We start from the raw sequence: 15311 nt of genomic DNA, 5'->3' as shown, positions 1-15311 counted from the left end.
CCCGTCCGGTTCAGTCGGCCACGAGGACCAGCTTGCCCGTGGTGCGGCCGGTGCCGCCCAGCTCGTGCGCCTTGGCGGCATCGGCCAGCGGGAAGGTGCCCGCGACGGTGGCCCGCAGCTTCCCCGACTCCACCAGCTCCGCGACCGCGCGCATACCGGCGCGGTCGGCGTCCACCAGCATTCGCACCGCGCGCACACCCAGCCGCCCCGCCTCCTCGAACAACTCCGGCGAGCCGACCGGGATGATCGACACCAGCGTGCCGCCGCGGCGCAGGACCCGCAGCGAGTCCGTCGTGGTGTCGCCGCCGAGCGTGTCCAGTACCACGTCCACGTCCCGGACCGCCTCCGTGACGTCCACGGACCGGTAGTCGACCGGTTCGTCCACCCCGATCTCCCGCAGGAAGTCGTGCTTGCCCGCGCTGGCCGTGCCGATCACGTACGCGCCGCGCGCCTTGGCGATCTGCACCGCCACGTGCCCGACGCCGCCGGCCGCCGCGTGGACCAGCACCCGCTGTCCGGGCCGCACGTCGGCGTACTCCACCAGCGCCTGCCAGGCCGTCAGCGACACCAGGGGCAGCGCGCCCGCCTGCACGTGGTCGATCGCCTCCGGCTTCGGCACCAGGGCCCGGGCGGGCACGATCGCGTACTCGGCGTGCGTGCCGTGCCCGAAGGGGTAGGGCACCATGCCGAAGACCTCGTCACCCGGCTCGAAGGCGGCGACGCCGACCCCGGTCTCCTCGACCGTGCCGGAGACGTCCCAGCCGAGGACGAAGGGCGGCTCGCCCAGGAAGGCGCCGAACTCCCGGTGCTTCCAGTCGGTGGGGTTGAGCCCGGCTGCCCGTACCCGGACCAGCACCTCGTTGGGGCGCGGCTTCGGCCGGGGCACCTCGACCACCTTCAGTACCTCGGGACCGCCGAGGACGTCCTGACTGACCGCACGCATCGTGTTCACATCGTTCATGGTCACTCAGCCTGCCGGGAGGCGCCCGCTCGGGAAATGGCACGAAGGCCAACCTTCGATGGGATCGTGCCAAGCTCGCCTGCCGCCCGCGCCGGGCCTCAGCGGCTCATGTGCAGCGCGACCAGCAACTGCCACACCTGGTCGGCCACCTCGGCCGGGGCGGCGTCCAGCAAGCCGTGCAGCCAGTCGGCCAGCACCCCGGCGAAGGTGGCGGCCACCGCCGAGGCCACCAGGGGGGCGTCCGCCGCTCCCGCCAGCTCCCGCTCGGCCAGGCTGCGCGCCCGCAGATCCCGGTGCAGCACCCGGCCCAGCGGGCCGCCGCCGCCCGGCGCGAGCAGTTCCCGGTACAGGGCCGCGTGCGGAACCAGACCGTCGAAGAAGTCCCGCAGGGCCGGCGGCGCGTGCACCGGGTCGGGCCGCCCGCGCCACGCGTGCAGGGCGTCCACGGCCTCCCGTACGACGTCCGCGCAGGCGTCGACGGCCAGCGCCTCCAGGCCGTCGTAGTGCACGTAGAACGTGGCCCGGCCCACCCCGGCGCGGCGGACCAGCGCGGCCACCCCCACCTCCGCCAGCGGCCGTTCGGCGCACTCCGCCAGGAGGGCCGCCCGCAGCCGCGCCCTGGTACGGGCGGCGCGCGGGTCCCCGGGCGCCGGACGGGGTGCCGGCCCGGTCACCGGGCGGCGAGCACCGCGGCCAGGGCGAGCGCCCCGGGCAGTGCCTGGGCGAACAGGATCCGCCGACTGGCCGTGGCGGCGCCGTACACCCCCGCGACCACCACGCAGGACAGGAAGAACACCTGTGCCGCGAAGCCCGTCGGGTCGGCCGCGACCAGTCCCCACACCAGGCCGGCCGCGAGGAAGCCGTTGTAGAGCCCCTGGTTGGCCGCCATCGGCGCGGTCCGCCGGGCCAGTTCGGCGTCGAAGCCGTGAAAGCGCATCCCCGGGGTTCTCCGCCACAGGAACATCTCCATCACCAGGATGTACGCGTGCAGCGCGGCCACCAGCCCGACCAGCACGTTCGCCAGGACTTCCATGATCGGCGGATCCTCCTCCACTCTTGGACAGGTGTCCACTATAGCTGGACAGCTGTCCAGTGGTGTTCGGGGTCACCGCCGGGCAGCCGGTGATGTACATGTCGACAAGTCCCTTGCCGGGATGGGCATTTGTTGATTTCGCGTCAACTGGCGGAGCGTGACGGAACCCTCACTTCCTCTACTTGCCGCAGTTGATCCTTTGGGGTTCAAACCCGATAAGCTCCACTCCGTCACAGCGAGTTGACGCACCCCGCGGGGTTCCGTCCCGCCGTGCGTGCTCGTGAGTGCGGCCTTCGCACACTGCCCCTGTTCGCTGTTGTTCGATTGTGTTGCTTCGAAGGATGCAGATGGAACTCGCCACTCCGCCGCCGGCGGCGCGGGCCCCTGTCGCCTGGTACAGCTGGTGGTTGATGCCACTGGCCTTAGGGGGAGGGACGGTCGCCGCCACGTTCATGAGCTCCGAGCGAATAACCGCGGCCGTCGCGGGCGCCGCGGCCACCGCGGCCAGCTTCGTGTGTGTACGACTGCTGATCCGCTCGCAGCGCCGGCTGCGCAGCGCCGAGGGCTCGTTCCGCAGCTCGCAGGCCGAGCACTCCCAGCAGTGGCAGCAGCATGTCGCGGGTCTGGAGCGGAAGTTCGCGGCCGAGCGCGCCACGCTGGAGAGCCGGCTGAACGAGCAGGCGTCCGCCTTCGAGGCCCAGCTCGGCGAGCAGGCGTCCGCCTACGAGTCCCGGCTCGGCGAGCAGACCGCCCAGTACGACGCCCAACTGGCCGAGCAGGCCCGGGCCTTCGAGGAACGGCTCACCGAACAGGTGAAGGCCGCCGAGGCACAGCTCGCCGAACAGGCCGAAGCCTGGCAGGAGCAGGTCACCCACCAGCGCAGCGCGATCTCCCGGCTCGCCGACCAGCAGCTGCCCGACGCGCTGAAGCGGCTGCGCGACGGCGACGCCATCGACGACCTGCTGCCGGCGACCGACCAGTGCGCCAAGGTCGACAAGGACCTCCAGGCCGACCTGCGCCGGATCCTGCGCACCTCCCTGATCAGCGTGGAGGAGGAGTTCAACCGCTCGACCTCCGCCGAACAGGCCGTGATCAGCATCGGCAACCGCATCCACGTCCTCACCAGCAAGCTGCGCGGCCGCCTGCACGAGATGCAGGGCGAACACGGCCGGCTGCCCGCCGTGGCCCGTGGACTCATGGAGCTCGACCAGGAACTCGGCCCCGCCGACTCGCTCGCCGCGAGCATCGGTGTGCTCGGCGGCTCGGACCGCCCGGGCCGGCAGTGGCAGGAGCCCCAGCGACTGCTCAGCGTGGTGCGCGGCGGCATCGGCCGGATCAAGGACTTCCACCGCGTGGAGGTCCGGCACCTGCCCGAACTCGGCGTCGACGGCGGTCTGGTGGACCACCTGACGCTGATCTTCTCCCACCTCCTGGACAACGCGGCACGCTACTCGCCTCCCACCGAGCCGGTCGTCGTGTCCGGCAAGGAGGTGCCCAACGGCGTCGGCATCGAGATCCAGGACTCCGGCAAGGGCCTGAGCGAGGAGAAGAAGCGCGAGGCCGAGCACTCCCTGGCCGGCACCGCGGCCGGACCCGGTCTCGGCGGCATCTCCGAGGACGCCAATATCGGCCTGCGGGTCGTCGGCATCCTCGCCCGCCGCTACGGCATCCGGGTCACCTTCGCGGACTCGCCCTGGCTCGGCACCTCGGTGGTCGTCGTGGTCCCGCACAAGTACTTCAGCCCGCTGCCCGCGGCCTCCGCCGCCCCGGCCCCCGCGACGGCCGCCCCCGCCGCCGCGTCCCCGGTGCAGGCGCACGGCCCGGTCGCCGTCGAAACCGTCACCCAGCCGGAGTCCGGCGAGATCCAGGACACCACCCCGGGCGGACTGCCCCGGCGGCGCAGCCGGCGCCGCGAGGAGGAGCAGCCGCAGGAGCGCACCGCCCGCACCCAGGGCGCCGCGTTCCCCGCGGTCCCGCCCGAGGAGTCCTTCGCGGGCCTGGCCGCCTTCGCCACCGCGGGCCGCGCGCCCGCGGCCGACGAAGCGGTCCACAACGAGGCCGAGTTGACCGGAGACGAAGACGACGTGGCACTCGTGACCCCGGACGGCGCCGACGGCGCCGCCGACGGACGCGGGTCCGCCGAGCACCGCACTGAAGAGAGCGACTAGTCCACATGACGCAACAGGGAACCGACGTGAGCTGGGCGCTCCGTGATCTGGTGGAGAGCATCCCGGAGATCCGCTTCGCCCTCGTGGCCTCCAGCGACGGCAAGGCGATCACCTCCTTCGGCGCCGAGGACCCCGACGACGTGGACCGCTTCGCGGCCGTGGTGGCCGGGCTGCAGGCGCTCGCCCAGCCGGTCGCCGAGCAGTTCCCCAAGTACGCGGGGCAACTGCGGCTGGCGATGATCGAGGTCGACGGCGGTCACCTCTTCGTCGTACGGGCCGGTGTGGAGACGTATCTCGGGGTCCTCGCCCGCGAAGGACTCGACCAGGGGCTGCTCGGGCATCAGATGAGGGACCTCTCCCGGCGGATGGGCGAGCTGCTCGGCACCTCTCCGCGCCTGGAGGAGCACTCTGGATGAGTGCTCCCCGCCGGCCCACGGACCCGTCCGGTCTAGAGCGTTATTACGTCCTCACCGGGGGACGCAGCGGACCGGGCGGGGCGGCGTCGAGTCTCGACGTGGCCACCCTCGTCGTCTCTCGCACCGCCCCCGTCCCGGGGATGCAGCACGAGTACGAGGAGATAGTCCGGCGCTGCCGTGATCCGCTGTCGGTGGCCGAACTCACCGCCCATCTCGGATTGCCCTTCAACATTCTCGCGGTGCTGTTGGCGGATCTGCTGGACGCAGGCCGTATTGAAGCCCGTGATCCCATTCCGGCGCACCACGCCGGACGCGGGCCTGACCTCGCGCTCCTTCAGGAGGTACTCAGTGGACTTGAAAGGCTTTGACCATCCCGGCGACCCCGGTGCCGGGGGGACCCGCTCGGTCAAGGTGATGATCGCCGGGGGGTTCGGCACCGGGAAGACCACCATGGTCCGCTCCGTCAGCGACATCAAGCCGCTCACCACCGAGGAGACCCTCACCCAGGCGACCGTCGGCGTCGACAACCTCATCGGCGTCGCGGACAAGGCGGAGACCACGGTCAGCCTCGACTTCGGCAAGATCAGCCTCAACGAGAGCCTGATGCTGTACCTGTTCGGCACGCCCGGGCAGGAACGGTTCTGGTTCCTGTGGAACGGCCTGTTCAAGGGCGCGCTCGGGGCCGTGGTCCTGGTGGACACCCGGCGGCTGGCCTCCAGCTTCCGGGCGATCGAGGAGATGGAGCGGCAGAACGTGCCGTTCGTCATCGCCCTGAACGTCTTCCCGGACTGCAAGGAGCACCCCATCGAGGAGATCCGGGACGCCCTGGACATCTCCCCGCACACCCCGATCGTGGCCTGCGACGCCCGGGACCGGGCCTCCAGCCGTGACGTACTGATCACCCTGATACGTCATCTGAAGGAACGCTCCGCCGTCGCACTGGAGCCCCGATGAACGACCAGAACCACGACAGTCCCGACGTCCCCCGCGGCTGCCCGGTCGCGCACGGTTCGGCCGAACTGACCCGGCTGTACGGGGCGGAGGCGGCGACCGACCCGCTGGGCATCTACGAGCGGCTGCGCAAGGAGCACGGCTCCGTCGCCCCGGTGCTGCTGGAGGGCGACATCGGTGCCTGGCTGGTGCTGGGCTACCGGGACAGCCGGCGGGTCCTCGACAACCCCCGCCAGTTCGCCCGCGACGCGCGGATCTGGCGGGACTGGCGGGAGGGCCGGATCGCGGAGAACCATCCGCTGGTCCCGATGGTCGCCTGGCGCCCCGACTGCGTGTCCCAGGACGGGGAGGCCCACCGCCGCCTGCGCGGTGCCGTCAACGACGGACTGCAGGCCGCCGTGGGCCGCGGGATCAGGCGGCACGCCACACACTTCGCCAACAAGCAGATCGACGCCTTCGCGCAGGACGGCCACGCCGATCTGGTGGCGGACTACGCCGGCTACCTGCCGATGCTGATCCTCACCCGCATCCTCGGCCTCTCCGAGGGCGAGGGGCGCCGGCTGGTCGAGTCCAGCGCCATGGTGTTCCAGGGCGGCGAGGAGGCGATCCTGCACGACGGCATCATCAGGGAGATCCTCGGCGACCTCGTCGAGCGCAAGCGGGCCGAGCCCGGCTCCGACTTCACCACCGGCCTGCTGGAGCACCCCGCGGCCCTCGACCACGACGAGGTCGTCAGCCATCTGCGCCTGGTGCTGGTGGCCGGGCACAGCACGACCAGCAACCTGCTGTCCCGGGTGCTGCAGCTGATCCTCACGGACGCCTCCCGGCTCTCCGGCCTGACCAGCGGCCAGCTGACCGTCTCCGCGCTGGTGGAGGAGGTCATGTGGAACTCCCCGCCGCTGTCCGTGCTGCCCGGCCGCTTCGCCGTCAGCGACGTCGAACTGGGCGGCCACCGCATCACCGAGGGCGACCTGCTCCTCCTCGGCCTCGCACCGGGCAACCTCGACCCCGAGGTCCGGCCCGACCCGGACGTCTCGGTCCAGGGCAACGGGTCGCACCTGGCGTTCAGCGCGGGTCCGCACGAGTGCCCGGGGCAGAGCATCGGGCTCTCCATCATCGAGATCGCGGTGGACGTGCTGCTGCACCGGCTGCCGGGGCTGCGGCTCGCCGTGCCGCCGGAGGAGCTCACCGAGACCGCGTCCACCTGGATGTCCCTGCTCGACAGCCTGCCGGTCGAGTTCCCGGTATAGGCCCGCCGGGCCCGCGGGTACGGGCCCGGTCGCCACGCTGCCCGGTCGGTCACCCGGCCGGGCAGCGGCGTCTTCCCGACCCGGGACGAGGTGTCAGCCGTCGAGCCAGTCGCCCTGGACGCCCGAGGGACGGTATCCCGTGGCGTTCCAGAGGAAGTGCGGGTGGGCGCAGGCGAACATGTAGGCCAGCAGCGCGGTGTCCTCCCGCCCGGTCCCGGGGTCGTGCAGGGCGTGGAACCTCTCGGACCCGACCACGCCGGCGTCCTGCTGGATCTCCCGGGCGCGGTCCGGGGTCGCCGCGGCGCTCGACGCCTCCACGGCGGCGACGTAGGTGCGGCGCAGGATCTCCCAGGTGCTGTCGGTGTCGCCGTACCAGGGGCCGTGCAGCGCCTCGAAGGCGTGCAGTTCGGCATCGAAGAGGGCCCAGGTCCCGGGGTACTGGGCGCGGCAGCGCGCGGACAGCTCGGCGGTCCGGGGGCTCAGGGCCGGCACGGTGGGCCGCGGGGAGACGGTGAGCGTGGTGCCGTGGGTCAGCAGACCGCTGCACGAGTCGGGCTGCAGGTCGCACAGCGGGCATCCGTCGGCCGGCGGGAGGCCCTGGGTGATGCCGTCGAACCACAGGGCGTGGCGGCCCGTGAGCCCCATCCAGACGATGGTGGTGGTCATCAGCCAGGTGTTCCACATCGGGCGGTGCGCCTCGGGCATGCAGCCGTACTTGACGATGGCTATCGCGCAGGCGGCGTAGAGGGCCTTGGTGTGGGTGGGCATCCCGGCGAGCCAGAAGTTGCTGATCTCGCCGGTGAGGGCGTCGGCCCGGACGTCGGCCATGTCGTCGATGACGCGGCACAGCAACAGGGAGGCGAGGTTCTCCTCCTGCCAGAGTTCGGTGTCGGGCGCGACGTGCCAGAACAGGCAGTCCAGCATCTGCAGGACCGAATAGGTGTTCTGGTCGAGCGGGTTGGTCTGGGGGAGCACCACGCTGCCCGCGCGGTGCTGTCGCAGCCAGTACTCGTCGACGGACCGTTTGTGGGCCGCGAAGAGTCCGGAGACCAGGGCCCGGGCGCTGTTGGTGCTGAAGTTCTCGGCCAGGCGGTCCTCGACGTGCTGGGTGAGGCGGGTGGTGTCGATGGTGTCGATGACGCGTTTGTACTCGTGGAAGACGAGGATGTCGTCCTCGAAGCGGTGGCGGTGGCCCAGGTCCTGTTCCAGGTCGTTCATCTGCCGCGTCCAGGACCAGCCACCGGTCAGGACACTGTCGAGTTCCCGGCGGTAGGGCCAGTTCTTGACGGCGAGGGGGCGACCGGCGCTCTGCCGCCAGTGGTAGTCGGCCGGCGTGCGGGCCGGGGGTGTGGGCAGCCGGCGGCACAGGAGGCAGGCGCAGGCGGTGGTCTGCTCCTCCTCGGGCGGCGGGGTGAGCGCGCGGGTCCGCCAGGCCCCTTCCAGCATCAGGCAGGTCAGCCGGCAGAGTTCGGCGTCGGTGCCGACCTGGGGGAAGGCCGCTTCGATCAGGCGCAGGCCGGCGTCGAGGTGCCGCAGCCTGGCGTGGCCCTCCTCGTCGGGCGGGAGGAAGGCGCGCTGCGCCAGGTGGAGGGCCCCGTCCACCCGCAGGGTGGTGCCGGGGTGCGGGGAGCCGAGTGCTTCCAGCCGCCGCCGGGCGGCGTTCTGGCACCTCCGGTACTGCTCCGTGCTCCCGTTGACGCGTCGCGCCAAGAGGCCGGCCAGGATCTCCCCTGCCTGAGCGGGCTGGATCCCGGTGCTCGGCCGCGCCGGTACCGAGTTGTCGGCGGACGTCTCGGGAACTGCACCTGCACCCTGGGAATGCACACCTGTCTCCTTCGAACTGTGGTCATGGCAACGGGATCGGCCGACCGTGGTCGTCGGCCGGTCGATTCCGGGAAGCGAACGGGCGCGCGGGGCGCGCCGGATGCACGGGCCGCGGCGTGGCAGGCCGGGGAAGTGGAGCGGGCCGCCCGGCCGTTCGTGGCCGCACCGCCTCGTGCCGGCCGGTCGCCGGACGCGGTGAACCGCCCGTACGCGGCGGACGCGGGCTCGACACCGCCGGCCGTCCACGAACGGCCGGTTCTCGTCGCGGCGCTGGCGCTACCGGACGGGCACCCGCGTCGCCGTCTCAGACCAGGCGTGCGGACGCGTCAGGACGGCCGCCCGCGGCAGCTCCTCCGACGTGCTGCGCGTGTTCTCCGGCCGCTCGCTGACGGGGGTGTCGAAGGGCAGGTCGAAGGTGACGTCCTGGGGCATGTGTTTCCTTCCGGGCGACAGAGCCGCAGAGTCCCCCCGTCCCTGCGGACGGGTGGCCTGTCGGCCACCCGTGCACTCGAACTGGCCTTCGTGGCTCGAAAGTTGAGCCGTGAAGCGCTACGAGGCTGCCCAGAGCGTAAATGATCTACGCGCGGCCCGGCCGTGATGTGTGTTACTGCTCACGTCTCCTGAGCCGAGTACACTCGCGCGCCCCCGGCGTATGTGCGCGCGACGCGCGCGACGCGTCCGCGATGCCCTCCCGCGTGCGCGCGGATCGCGGTCCAGGAGCCGTCCTGGAGATGTGCCAGGTGGCGCCGCGTGTCGCGTACCGCGGGTCGCCCGGCGCGGGGGAGTGGCAGATGCACCGGCCGGTTCCTGCGGCCGCGTCCTGTCTCAACTCGGGTCGGCCGTACGCCACATCGTGGCCGGGGCCGACTGAAAGCGGTCATCGGGGACAGACGCACGGGGAGACCTTCCAGGGAGGAAGCATGGCACTGGTGACCGCGGCCGTCGTGGTGCTCGACTGCGCCGAACCCGAGAAACTCGCCCATTTCTACCGGCAGTTGCTGGAGGGCGAAGAGAGCGACGCGAACGCCAACCTCGTCGAGATCCGCGCCGCCGACGGTGTCCGGATCGCCTTCCGGCGTGACGTCAACGCCACCCCGCCCAGCTGGCCCCGCCCCGAGAACTCCCTCCAGGCCCATCTCGTGCTCCTGGTCGAGGACCTCGACGAGGCGGAGCGCCGGGTGGTCGGCCTCGGCGGACGGCCGATCGAGACGAAGGACCCGGCCGGGCCGTACGAGGAACGGGGCTACGCCGACCCGGCCGGACACTCCTTCACCTTGCGCCTGGTACCCACCGCGGCCCCCAAGCAGGGCTGAACCCGCTCGTCACGGCCACCTCTGCCGGGCGCCGGCGTCCGCGGCGTTCTCAGGGGCGCCCGGACGCCGGGATCTCCTCGCCCGCCGGTACCGGGCCGGGCGGTGTCCCGTCCCCGAACGGCCGGCCGCCGAGCTCCTCACGGTGATGGGGCGTCAGCCACCCCGCGGTGTCCGGGCCGAGGGGCACGATCCCGGTCGGGTTGATCCCGGTGTGGACCTGGTAGTAGTGCCGTTTGATGTGGTCGAAGTCGACGGTGTCACCGAATCCCGGTGTCTGGTAGAGGTCCCTGACGTACCCCCACAGCACCGGCTGCTCCGCCAGCTTCCAGCGGTTGCACTTGAAGTGGCCGTGGTAGACGGCGTCGAACCGCACCAGTGTGGTGAACAGCCGGATGTCGGCCTCCGTGATGGTGTCCCCGACCAGGTAGCGCTGCCCGGCCAGCCGCCCGGCGAGCGCTTCGAGCCGCCGGAACACCCCGGTGCAGGCCTGCTCGTACTCCTCCTGGGTGTGCGCGAACCCGGCACGGTAGACGCCGTTGTTGAGGTCCTCGTACACCTCCGCCATCACCGTGTCGATCTCGTCCCGGTGCCGCTGCGGGTAGAGGTCGGGCGCCCCGGGCCGGTGCAGCGCCGTCCACTCGGTGGCCAGGTCCAGGGTCAGCTGCTGGTAGTCGTTGGTGACCAGCCGTCCGCTCGGCACGTCGACCACGGCCGGCACGCTCACCCCGCCCGGGTATCCGGTCTCACGGCGGTCGTAGGCCTCGCTGAGGTAGCGGATGCCGAGCACCGGGTCACGGCCGTCCGGGTCGAGGGTGAAGCGCCAGCTGCGGTCGTCCTGGATCGGGTCGGCGACCGCGAGCGACAGGGCGTCCTCCAGGCCGAGCAGCCGCCGCGCGACCAGTGCCCGGCTCGCCCACGGGCAGGCACGGCTCACCACCAGCCGGTAGCGTCCGGCCGCCACCGGCCAGCCGTCCCGCCCGTCCGCGGTGATCCGGTCCGAGAAGTGGCTGCGGGACCGGGAGAACGCCTTGTGCCCGAGTGCGCTGTTGCCGTCGTCGCTCATGTCTCCTCCTTGCCCCCGATGCTGCCCGATTCACCCCGCCCGCACGGTGTGATCAGCGCATGCCGGGGCAGTCGGCGGTCGTGAGTGGGACTTCATCGAAAGAAGAATCGAAACCAGATCCGAACCAGTCGACCTCCGACAGCAGGACCCGTCTGACGGTGTTCGTGGCACTCGCGGCCAACCTGCTGATCGCCGCCGCCAAGGCCGTCGGCGGAGTCGTCGCCGGGTCGCCCGCACTGCTCTCCGAGGCCGCGCACTCGGTCGCCGACAGCTTCAACGAGGTGTTCCTGCTGGCCGCCCTGCGCCGCAGCCGCCGCCCCCCGGACGCCCGGCACCCCTTCGGCTACGGCAAGGAGCGGTTCTTCTGGTCCCTGCTCGCGGCCGTCGGCATCTTCGTGATGGGCGGCTGCTTCTCCGTCTTCCAGGGCGTCGAGGCGCTGCGCGACGGCGCGGACGAGACACTGAGCGGCTATGTGGCGGGCCTCATCGTGCTCGGCGTGGCCCTGCTCGCGGAGGGCGCGTCCCTGGCGAGGGCGGTGCTCCAGGCCCGCCGGGAGGACCGCGGACTGCGCGACCCGGCGCTGCGCACGGTGGTCGCCGAGGACGGCACCGCGGTGGTCGGCGTCCTCCTCGCGATCGCCGGCATGGCCCTGCACATGGTCACCGGACAGGTCGTCTGGGAGGCGTCGGCCTCGCTGGCCATCGGCGTCCTGCTGGTGTACGTGGCCTACCGGCTCGGCGCCGAGGCCCGCACCCAGCTGATCGGGGAGGCCGCGGACCCGGAGCTGAGCGAGAGGATCCGGGAACGACTGGCCGAGGAGCCGGAGATCGACACCGTGGAAGCCCTGTTCACCATGAAACTGGGGCTGGACTCGACACTCGTCGCGGCCCGGGTCGACCTGGTGCCGGGGCTGGACAGCGAACGGGTGGAGGAGGTCCTGGTGCGCATCAAGGGGTCCCTCGCGGGGACCTTCGCCGAGACCGACCACATCTTCCTGGACGTCACCGACCGCTCCGCGCAGGAGGCACGGGAAAGCCCCGCCGCGACGGGGGAACGCGGCGGGGCCTGACATTCGGCTGCCCGGGCCCGAAACGGTTCATGCCTCCCGGAAACAGATTTTTCTAAATTCCGACGGTCCCCGGCCTGAAAGGATTCCCGGAACCGTCGGCTCCCCCTCCCGGCCCCGCCGGCCGCTACCGAGGCTCCAGGACGAAGACCGGGATCTCCCGGTCCGTCTTCTTCTGGTAGTCCGCGTACGGCGGGTACGCGGCGACGGCGCGCTCCCACCACTCGGCCTTCTCCGCGCCGGTGACCTCACGGGCGGTCATGTCCTGCTTGACCGTCCCGTCCTGGAGCTCGACATGCGGCTGGGACTTCACGTTGAAATACCAGACAGGGTGCTTGGGAGCGCCGCCCTGCGAGGCGACCACCGCGTACTTCCCGTCGTGCTCCACCCGCATCAGCGGGGTCTTGCGGATCTTGCCGCTCTTCGCACCCAGGGTGGTCAGCAGGATGACGGGCAGCCCGGTGTCCATCAGGGTGTTGCCCTGCGTCCCGCCCGAGCTCTCGTACAACTCGACCTGCTCCCGCACCCACGCGGCCGGGCTGGGCTCGTACTCGCCCTCCAGAGGCATGACGTCCGTCCCCTCGTCTCTTCCGTCACTGACAGCATGATTCAACACCGGGAGTGCCCCGGTTTCATCCGCACGACACCGGCCCCGGGCGTGGCCGGCCTCAGCCGGACGCGAGTGCCACCCGCGCGGCGAGGCCCAGCATCACGCAGCTCGACAGGAGCGCCGTGACCAGCCGCCCCCGGTGCCCGGTCAGCGCCCGGCCGAGCAGCGCGCCGCCGCCCGCCAGCAGCAGTTGCCAGCTCGCGGACGCGGCGAAGGCCGCGAGCACGAACACGGCCTGGTCCGGCGCCGGTACGGCGGCGGCCGAACGGGTGCCGACCACCAGGGCCGCGAAGTAGATCACCGTGGTGGGGTTGAGCAGAGTGATCCCGAGGAGGCCGAGAAACGCCCGTCCGGGGCCGGGTACCGGCCGCTCGGTCCGGGTCGCCAGGTGCCGCCTTCGGTACTGGCTCACCGCGAGGGCCGCCCCGCGCGCCGCGAGGACCACCAGGACCAGCGCCGAGAGCAGGCGCAGCGGCGTCAGCACCGGCAGCAGCGCGGCCGCGAGCGCCGCACCGCCGACCGTGGCGAGCAGCGCGTACAGGCCGTCCGCGCCGGCGACGCCGAGCGCGGCGCAGACGCCGGTCCGCAGGGACGTGCGGGCCGTGAGGGACACTAGGTATGTGCCGACCGCGCCGACCGGGACGGCGATCCCGTACCCGGCGAGCAGGCCGGCGACGAGCGCGGCCGTCACGGGCGTGCGGGCTCGGGCCTCCAGGGGCGCTCCTGCTGCTGCCGGCCCGGCACCGTACGGACGGTGGCGGTCAGCGGCACACGGGCGTCAGGAGTGGTCATGCGCAGATCCTGTGGTCCTCGCCGTCGTACCGGCAAGCGAATTTCGGCGCGGAACCGACCGCCGACCGTACGTGGTTCGGCCAGATCGGCCGATTCGCCGATCTGGCCGAACTTGCGGTCGTCCCATAGGTGCCTGAAGCATCTAATGAAGATCGGCACGACGTACGACTCTCGTCTGCGAGGTCTTCCATGAACGAACTGACGGATCTGAGGGCGGCCACGCCCCCCGCGCCGGCCGCAGCCGTGGCCTGGCCGCAGGACCGCACGTGCCCCTACCACCCGCCGTCCGCCTACGACCCCCTGCGCGAGGAGCGGCCGCTGTCCCGCGCGACCCTGTTCGACGGCCGCCCCGTCTGGGTGGTCACCGGACACGCCACAGCCCGCGCGCTGCTCTCTGACGCCCGGCTCTCCAGCGACCGCCGACGGCCCGAGTTCCCCATGCCCACGGAACGGGCTGCCGGGATCCGTGACCGCAGGATCGCCCTGCTGGGCACGGACGACCCCGAACACCAGACCAAGCGCCGGATGATGATCCCGGCCTTCACCGTCAAGCGCGCCACCCGGATGCGCCCGTCCATCCAGCGGATCGTCGACGGACTGCTCGACGCGATGATCGCCGCGGGGCCGCCCGCCGACCTGGTGAGCTCCTTCGCCCTGCCCGTGCCGTCCATGGTCATCTGCGACCTGCTCGGCGTGCCGTACGCCGACCACGAGTTCTTCGAGGCGCAGTCCCGGAGGCTGCTGCGCGGCCCGACGGCCGAGGACTCGATGGCGGCCCGCACCGAGCTGGAGGACTACCTGGGCACCCTGGTCGACAGCAGGGAAAAGGACACCGTCCCCGGCGACGGCGTCCTCGACGAACTCGTCCACGAGCGGCTCGCCAGTGGCGAGCTGGAGCGGGCCGAGCTCCTGTCGCTGGCCATGATCCTGCTGGTCGCCGGGCACGAGACCACCGCCAACATGATCTCGCTCGGTACCTTCACCCTGCTCCGGAACCCCGAGCGGCTGGCCGAACTGCGCGCCGACCCCACGCTGATGCCCGCCGCCGTCGAGGAACTGATGCGGGTGCTGTCCATCACCGACGGCCTGCTCCGGGTCGCCCTGGAGGACATCCAGGTGGCCGGCGCCACCATCCGCGAGGGCGACGGCGTGCTCTTCGCGACCTCGGTCATCAACCGCGACGAGTCCGTCTACGACGACCCCGACACCCTCGACTGGCACCGCCCGGCCCGGCACCACGTGGGCTTCGGCTTCGGCATCCACCAGTGCCTGGGCCAGAACCTCGCCCGCGCCGAGCTGGAGATCGCGCTCACCTCCCTGTGGGAGCGGCTGCCGGACCTGCGGCTCGCCGCACCCCCGGAGACGATCCCCTTCAAACCCGGCGACACGATCCAGGGGATGCTGGAACTCCCCGTGACCTGGTAGGAGGCTCCTGCCATGCACATCGAGATCGACAGGGACGTCTGTATCGGCGCCGGGCAGTGCGCCCTGACGGCACCCAACGTGTTCACCCAGGACGACGACGGCTTCAGCGCCCTGCTGCCCGGCATGGCCGACGGCGGCGGCGATCCACTGGTCAAGGACGCGGCCCGCGCCTGCCCGGTCAACGCCATCACGGTCAAGGAGCCGACCGGCTAGGGCGTGTTGCGAAAGTCCCGCCTGCCGCGCGACGCCATGCACGCTCCCCCAGCCTTCGGCCGGGGGGACCCCCACTCGCCGCACCGGGCCCTGACCCAAGTACATCCAGTACGTGGATCAGGGCCCGGCACTCCCCCAGCCTTCGGCCGGGGGGACCCCCAGAGCACGCACCTGACGCCGCGCGGCCCGCCCTCCGGGCGGACGACGGGACTTTCGCAACACGCC

Annotated in this window: 17 protein-coding genes; 9 read left to right on the top strand and 8 right to left on the bottom strand. The window is 71.9% G+C overall.

Going from position 1 to position 15311, the window contains the following annotated elements; all coding sequences use genetic code 11:
- Positions 1-10 precede the first annotated feature (10 nt).
- The 3 genes from AB0G52_RS25660 to AB0G52_RS25650 form a co-directional block, all read right to left on the bottom strand.
- Positions 11-961, bottom strand: a complete 951-nt coding sequence (locus AB0G52_RS25660) for an NADP-dependent oxidoreductase (RefSeq protein WP_207921886.1) — start codon at positions 959-961, stop codon at positions 11-13.
- 98 nt (positions 962-1059) lie between these two features.
- Entirely contained in the window at positions 1060-1635 is a 576-nt protein-coding gene (locus tag AB0G52_RS25655) for a TetR/AcrR family transcriptional regulator (RefSeq protein ID WP_132892412.1), read from the bottom strand.
- Positions 1632-1994: a DUF1304 domain-containing protein gene (locus AB0G52_RS25650; RefSeq protein ID WP_132892410.1), complete on the bottom strand. Its 363-nt coding sequence runs from the start codon at positions 1992-1994 to the stop codon at positions 1632-1634. The genes AB0G52_RS25655 and AB0G52_RS25650 overlap by 4 nt, the downstream gene beginning before the upstream one ends.
- A gap of 347 nt (positions 1995-2341) precedes the next feature.
- On the opposite strand from AB0G52_RS25650, the gene AB0G52_RS25645 reads away from it, so the two are divergent.
- Genes AB0G52_RS25645 through AB0G52_RS25625 form a run of 5 tightly spaced genes read left to right on the top strand, consistent with a single transcriptional unit; the run spans position 2342 to position 6779 of the window.
- Positions 2342-4162, top strand: coding sequence for an ATP-binding protein (locus tag AB0G52_RS25645; RefSeq protein ID WP_361339240.1), 1821 nt, complete (start codon positions 2342-2344; stop codon positions 4160-4162).
- A gap of 5 nt (positions 4163-4167) precedes the next feature.
- Positions 4168-4578 (top strand): roadblock/LC7 domain-containing protein, encoded by a 411-nt coding sequence (locus tag AB0G52_RS25640; RefSeq protein ID WP_046733906.1) that lies wholly within the window; start codon positions 4168-4170, stop codon positions 4576-4578.
- On the top strand, positions 4575-4946 hold the full coding sequence (locus tag AB0G52_RS25635; protein ID WP_132892406.1) for a DUF742 domain-containing protein: 372 nt from the start codon (positions 4575-4577) through the stop codon (positions 4944-4946). The genes AB0G52_RS25640 and AB0G52_RS25635 overlap by 4 nt, the downstream gene beginning before the upstream one ends.
- Entirely contained in the window at positions 4927-5532 is a 606-nt protein-coding gene (locus AB0G52_RS25630; protein ID WP_132892405.1) for an ATP/GTP-binding protein, read from the top strand. The genes AB0G52_RS25635 and AB0G52_RS25630 overlap by 20 nt, the downstream gene beginning before the upstream one ends.
- Positions 5529-6779, top strand: coding sequence for a cytochrome P450 (locus AB0G52_RS25625; RefSeq protein WP_132892403.1), 1251 nt, complete (start codon positions 5529-5531; stop codon positions 6777-6779). The genes AB0G52_RS25630 and AB0G52_RS25625 overlap by 4 nt, the downstream gene beginning before the upstream one ends.
- 93 nt (positions 6780-6872) lie before the next feature.
- On the opposite strand, the gene AB0G52_RS25620 is transcribed toward AB0G52_RS25625, so the two are convergent.
- Together AB0G52_RS25620 and AB0G52_RS25615 are read right to left on the bottom strand one after the other, a co-directional pair.
- A complete protein-coding gene (locus AB0G52_RS25620; protein ID WP_361338950.1) occupies positions 6873-8603 on the bottom strand; it encodes a hypothetical protein in 1731 nt (576 codons plus the stop codon).
- Positions 8604-8879: 276 nt separating this feature from the next.
- Entirely contained in the window at positions 8880-9035 is a 156-nt protein-coding gene (locus AB0G52_RS25615) for a hypothetical protein (protein ID WP_165939520.1), read from the bottom strand.
- 488 nt (positions 9036-9523) lie between these two features.
- Here AB0G52_RS25615 and AB0G52_RS25610 point away from each other — a divergent pair, with 488 nt between their 5' ends.
- Entirely contained in the window at positions 9524-9916 is a 393-nt protein-coding gene (locus tag AB0G52_RS25610) for a VOC family protein (protein WP_132892401.1), read from the top strand.
- 49 nt (positions 9917-9965) lie between these two features.
- On the opposite strand, the gene AB0G52_RS25605 is transcribed toward AB0G52_RS25610, so the two are convergent.
- Entirely contained in the window at positions 9966-10979 is a 1014-nt protein-coding gene (locus AB0G52_RS25605) for a glutathione S-transferase C-terminal domain-containing protein (protein WP_132892399.1), read from the bottom strand.
- Between the two features lie 59 nt (positions 10980-11038).
- On the opposite strand from AB0G52_RS25605, the gene AB0G52_RS25600 reads away from it, so the two are divergent.
- A complete protein-coding gene (locus AB0G52_RS25600) occupies positions 11039-12049 on the top strand; it encodes a cation diffusion facilitator family transporter (protein ID WP_361338945.1) in 1011 nt (336 codons plus the stop codon).
- A gap of 124 nt (positions 12050-12173) precedes the next feature.
- Here AB0G52_RS25600 and AB0G52_RS25595 read toward each other — a convergent pair whose 3' ends face one another.
- Together AB0G52_RS25595 and AB0G52_RS25590 are read right to left on the bottom strand one after the other, a co-directional pair.
- Complete coding sequence (locus AB0G52_RS25595) at positions 12174-12614, bottom strand: nitroreductase family deazaflavin-dependent oxidoreductase (RefSeq protein WP_132892396.1); 441 nt, start codon at positions 12612-12614, stop codon at positions 12174-12176.
- Positions 12615-12714: 100 nt separating this feature from the next.
- Complete coding sequence (locus AB0G52_RS25590; RefSeq protein ID WP_361338942.1) at positions 12715-13347, bottom strand: LysE family transporter; 633 nt, start codon at positions 13345-13347, stop codon at positions 12715-12717.
- A gap of 290 nt (positions 13348-13637) precedes the next feature.
- Here AB0G52_RS25590 and AB0G52_RS25585 point away from each other — a divergent pair, with 290 nt between their 5' ends.
- Together AB0G52_RS25585 and AB0G52_RS25580 are read left to right on the top strand one after the other, a co-directional pair.
- Positions 13638-14873, top strand: coding sequence for a cytochrome P450 (locus tag AB0G52_RS25585; protein WP_361338939.1), 1236 nt, complete (start codon positions 13638-13640; stop codon positions 14871-14873).
- Positions 14874-14885: 12 nt separating this feature from the next.
- On the top strand, positions 14886-15086 hold the full coding sequence (locus tag AB0G52_RS25580; protein WP_132892391.1) for a ferredoxin: 201 nt from the start codon (positions 14886-14888) through the stop codon (positions 15084-15086).
- Positions 15087-15311 lie beyond the last annotated feature (225 nt).

The sequence above is a fragment of the Streptomyces sp. NPDC021562 genome, assembly GCF_040640875.1.
Lineage (GTDB): Bacteria > Actinomycetota > Actinomycetes > Streptomycetales > Streptomycetaceae > Streptomyces.
This window is presented reverse-complemented; position numbering and strand designations above follow the sequence as displayed.

Excerpts from the sequence above, each read along its gene's own strand:
- AB0G52_RS25580 (WP_132892391.1), top strand. The coding sequence starts at position 14,886 with ATGCACATCGAGATCGACAGGGACGTCTGTATCGGCGCCGGGCAGTGC.
- AB0G52_RS25600 (WP_361338945.1), top strand. The coding sequence starts at position 11,039 with ATGCCGGGGCAGTCGGCGGTCGTGAGTGGGACTTCATCGAAAGAAGAA.
- AB0G52_RS25640 (WP_046733906.1), top strand. The coding sequence starts at position 4,168 with ATGACGCAACAGGGAACCGACGTGAGCTGGGCGCTCCGTGATCTGGTG.
- AB0G52_RS25625 (WP_132892403.1), top strand. The coding sequence starts at position 5,529 with ATGAACGACCAGAACCACGACAGTCCCGACGTCCCCCGCGGCTGCCCG.
- AB0G52_RS25635 (WP_132892406.1), top strand. The coding sequence starts at position 4,575 with ATGAGTGCTCCCCGCCGGCCCACGGACCCGTCCGGTCTAGAGCGTTAT.
- AB0G52_RS25605 (WP_132892399.1), bottom strand. The coding sequence starts at position 10,979 with ATGAGCGACGACGGCAACAGCGCACTCGGGCACAAGGCGTTCTCCCGG.
- AB0G52_RS25660 (WP_207921886.1), bottom strand. The coding sequence starts at position 961 with ATGAACGATGTGAACACGATGCGTGCGGTCAGTCAGGACGTCCTCGGC.
- AB0G52_RS25645 (WP_361339240.1), top strand. The coding sequence starts at position 2,342 with ATGGAACTCGCCACTCCGCCGCCGGCGGCGCGGGCCCCTGTCGCCTGG.
- AB0G52_RS25610 (WP_132892401.1), top strand. The coding sequence starts at position 9,524 with ATGGCACTGGTGACCGCGGCCGTCGTGGTGCTCGACTGCGCCGAACCC.
- AB0G52_RS25595 (WP_132892396.1), bottom strand. The coding sequence starts at position 12,614 with ATGCCTCTGGAGGGCGAGTACGAGCCCAGCCCGGCCGCGTGGGTGCGG.
- AB0G52_RS25585 (WP_361338939.1), top strand. The coding sequence starts at position 13,638 with ATGAACGAACTGACGGATCTGAGGGCGGCCACGCCCCCCGCGCCGGCC.
- AB0G52_RS25650 (WP_132892410.1), bottom strand. The coding sequence starts at position 1,994 with ATGGAAGTCCTGGCGAACGTGCTGGTCGGGCTGGTGGCCGCGCTGCAC.
- AB0G52_RS25615 (WP_165939520.1), bottom strand. The coding sequence starts at position 9,035 with ATGCCCCAGGACGTCACCTTCGACCTGCCCTTCGACACCCCCGTCAGC.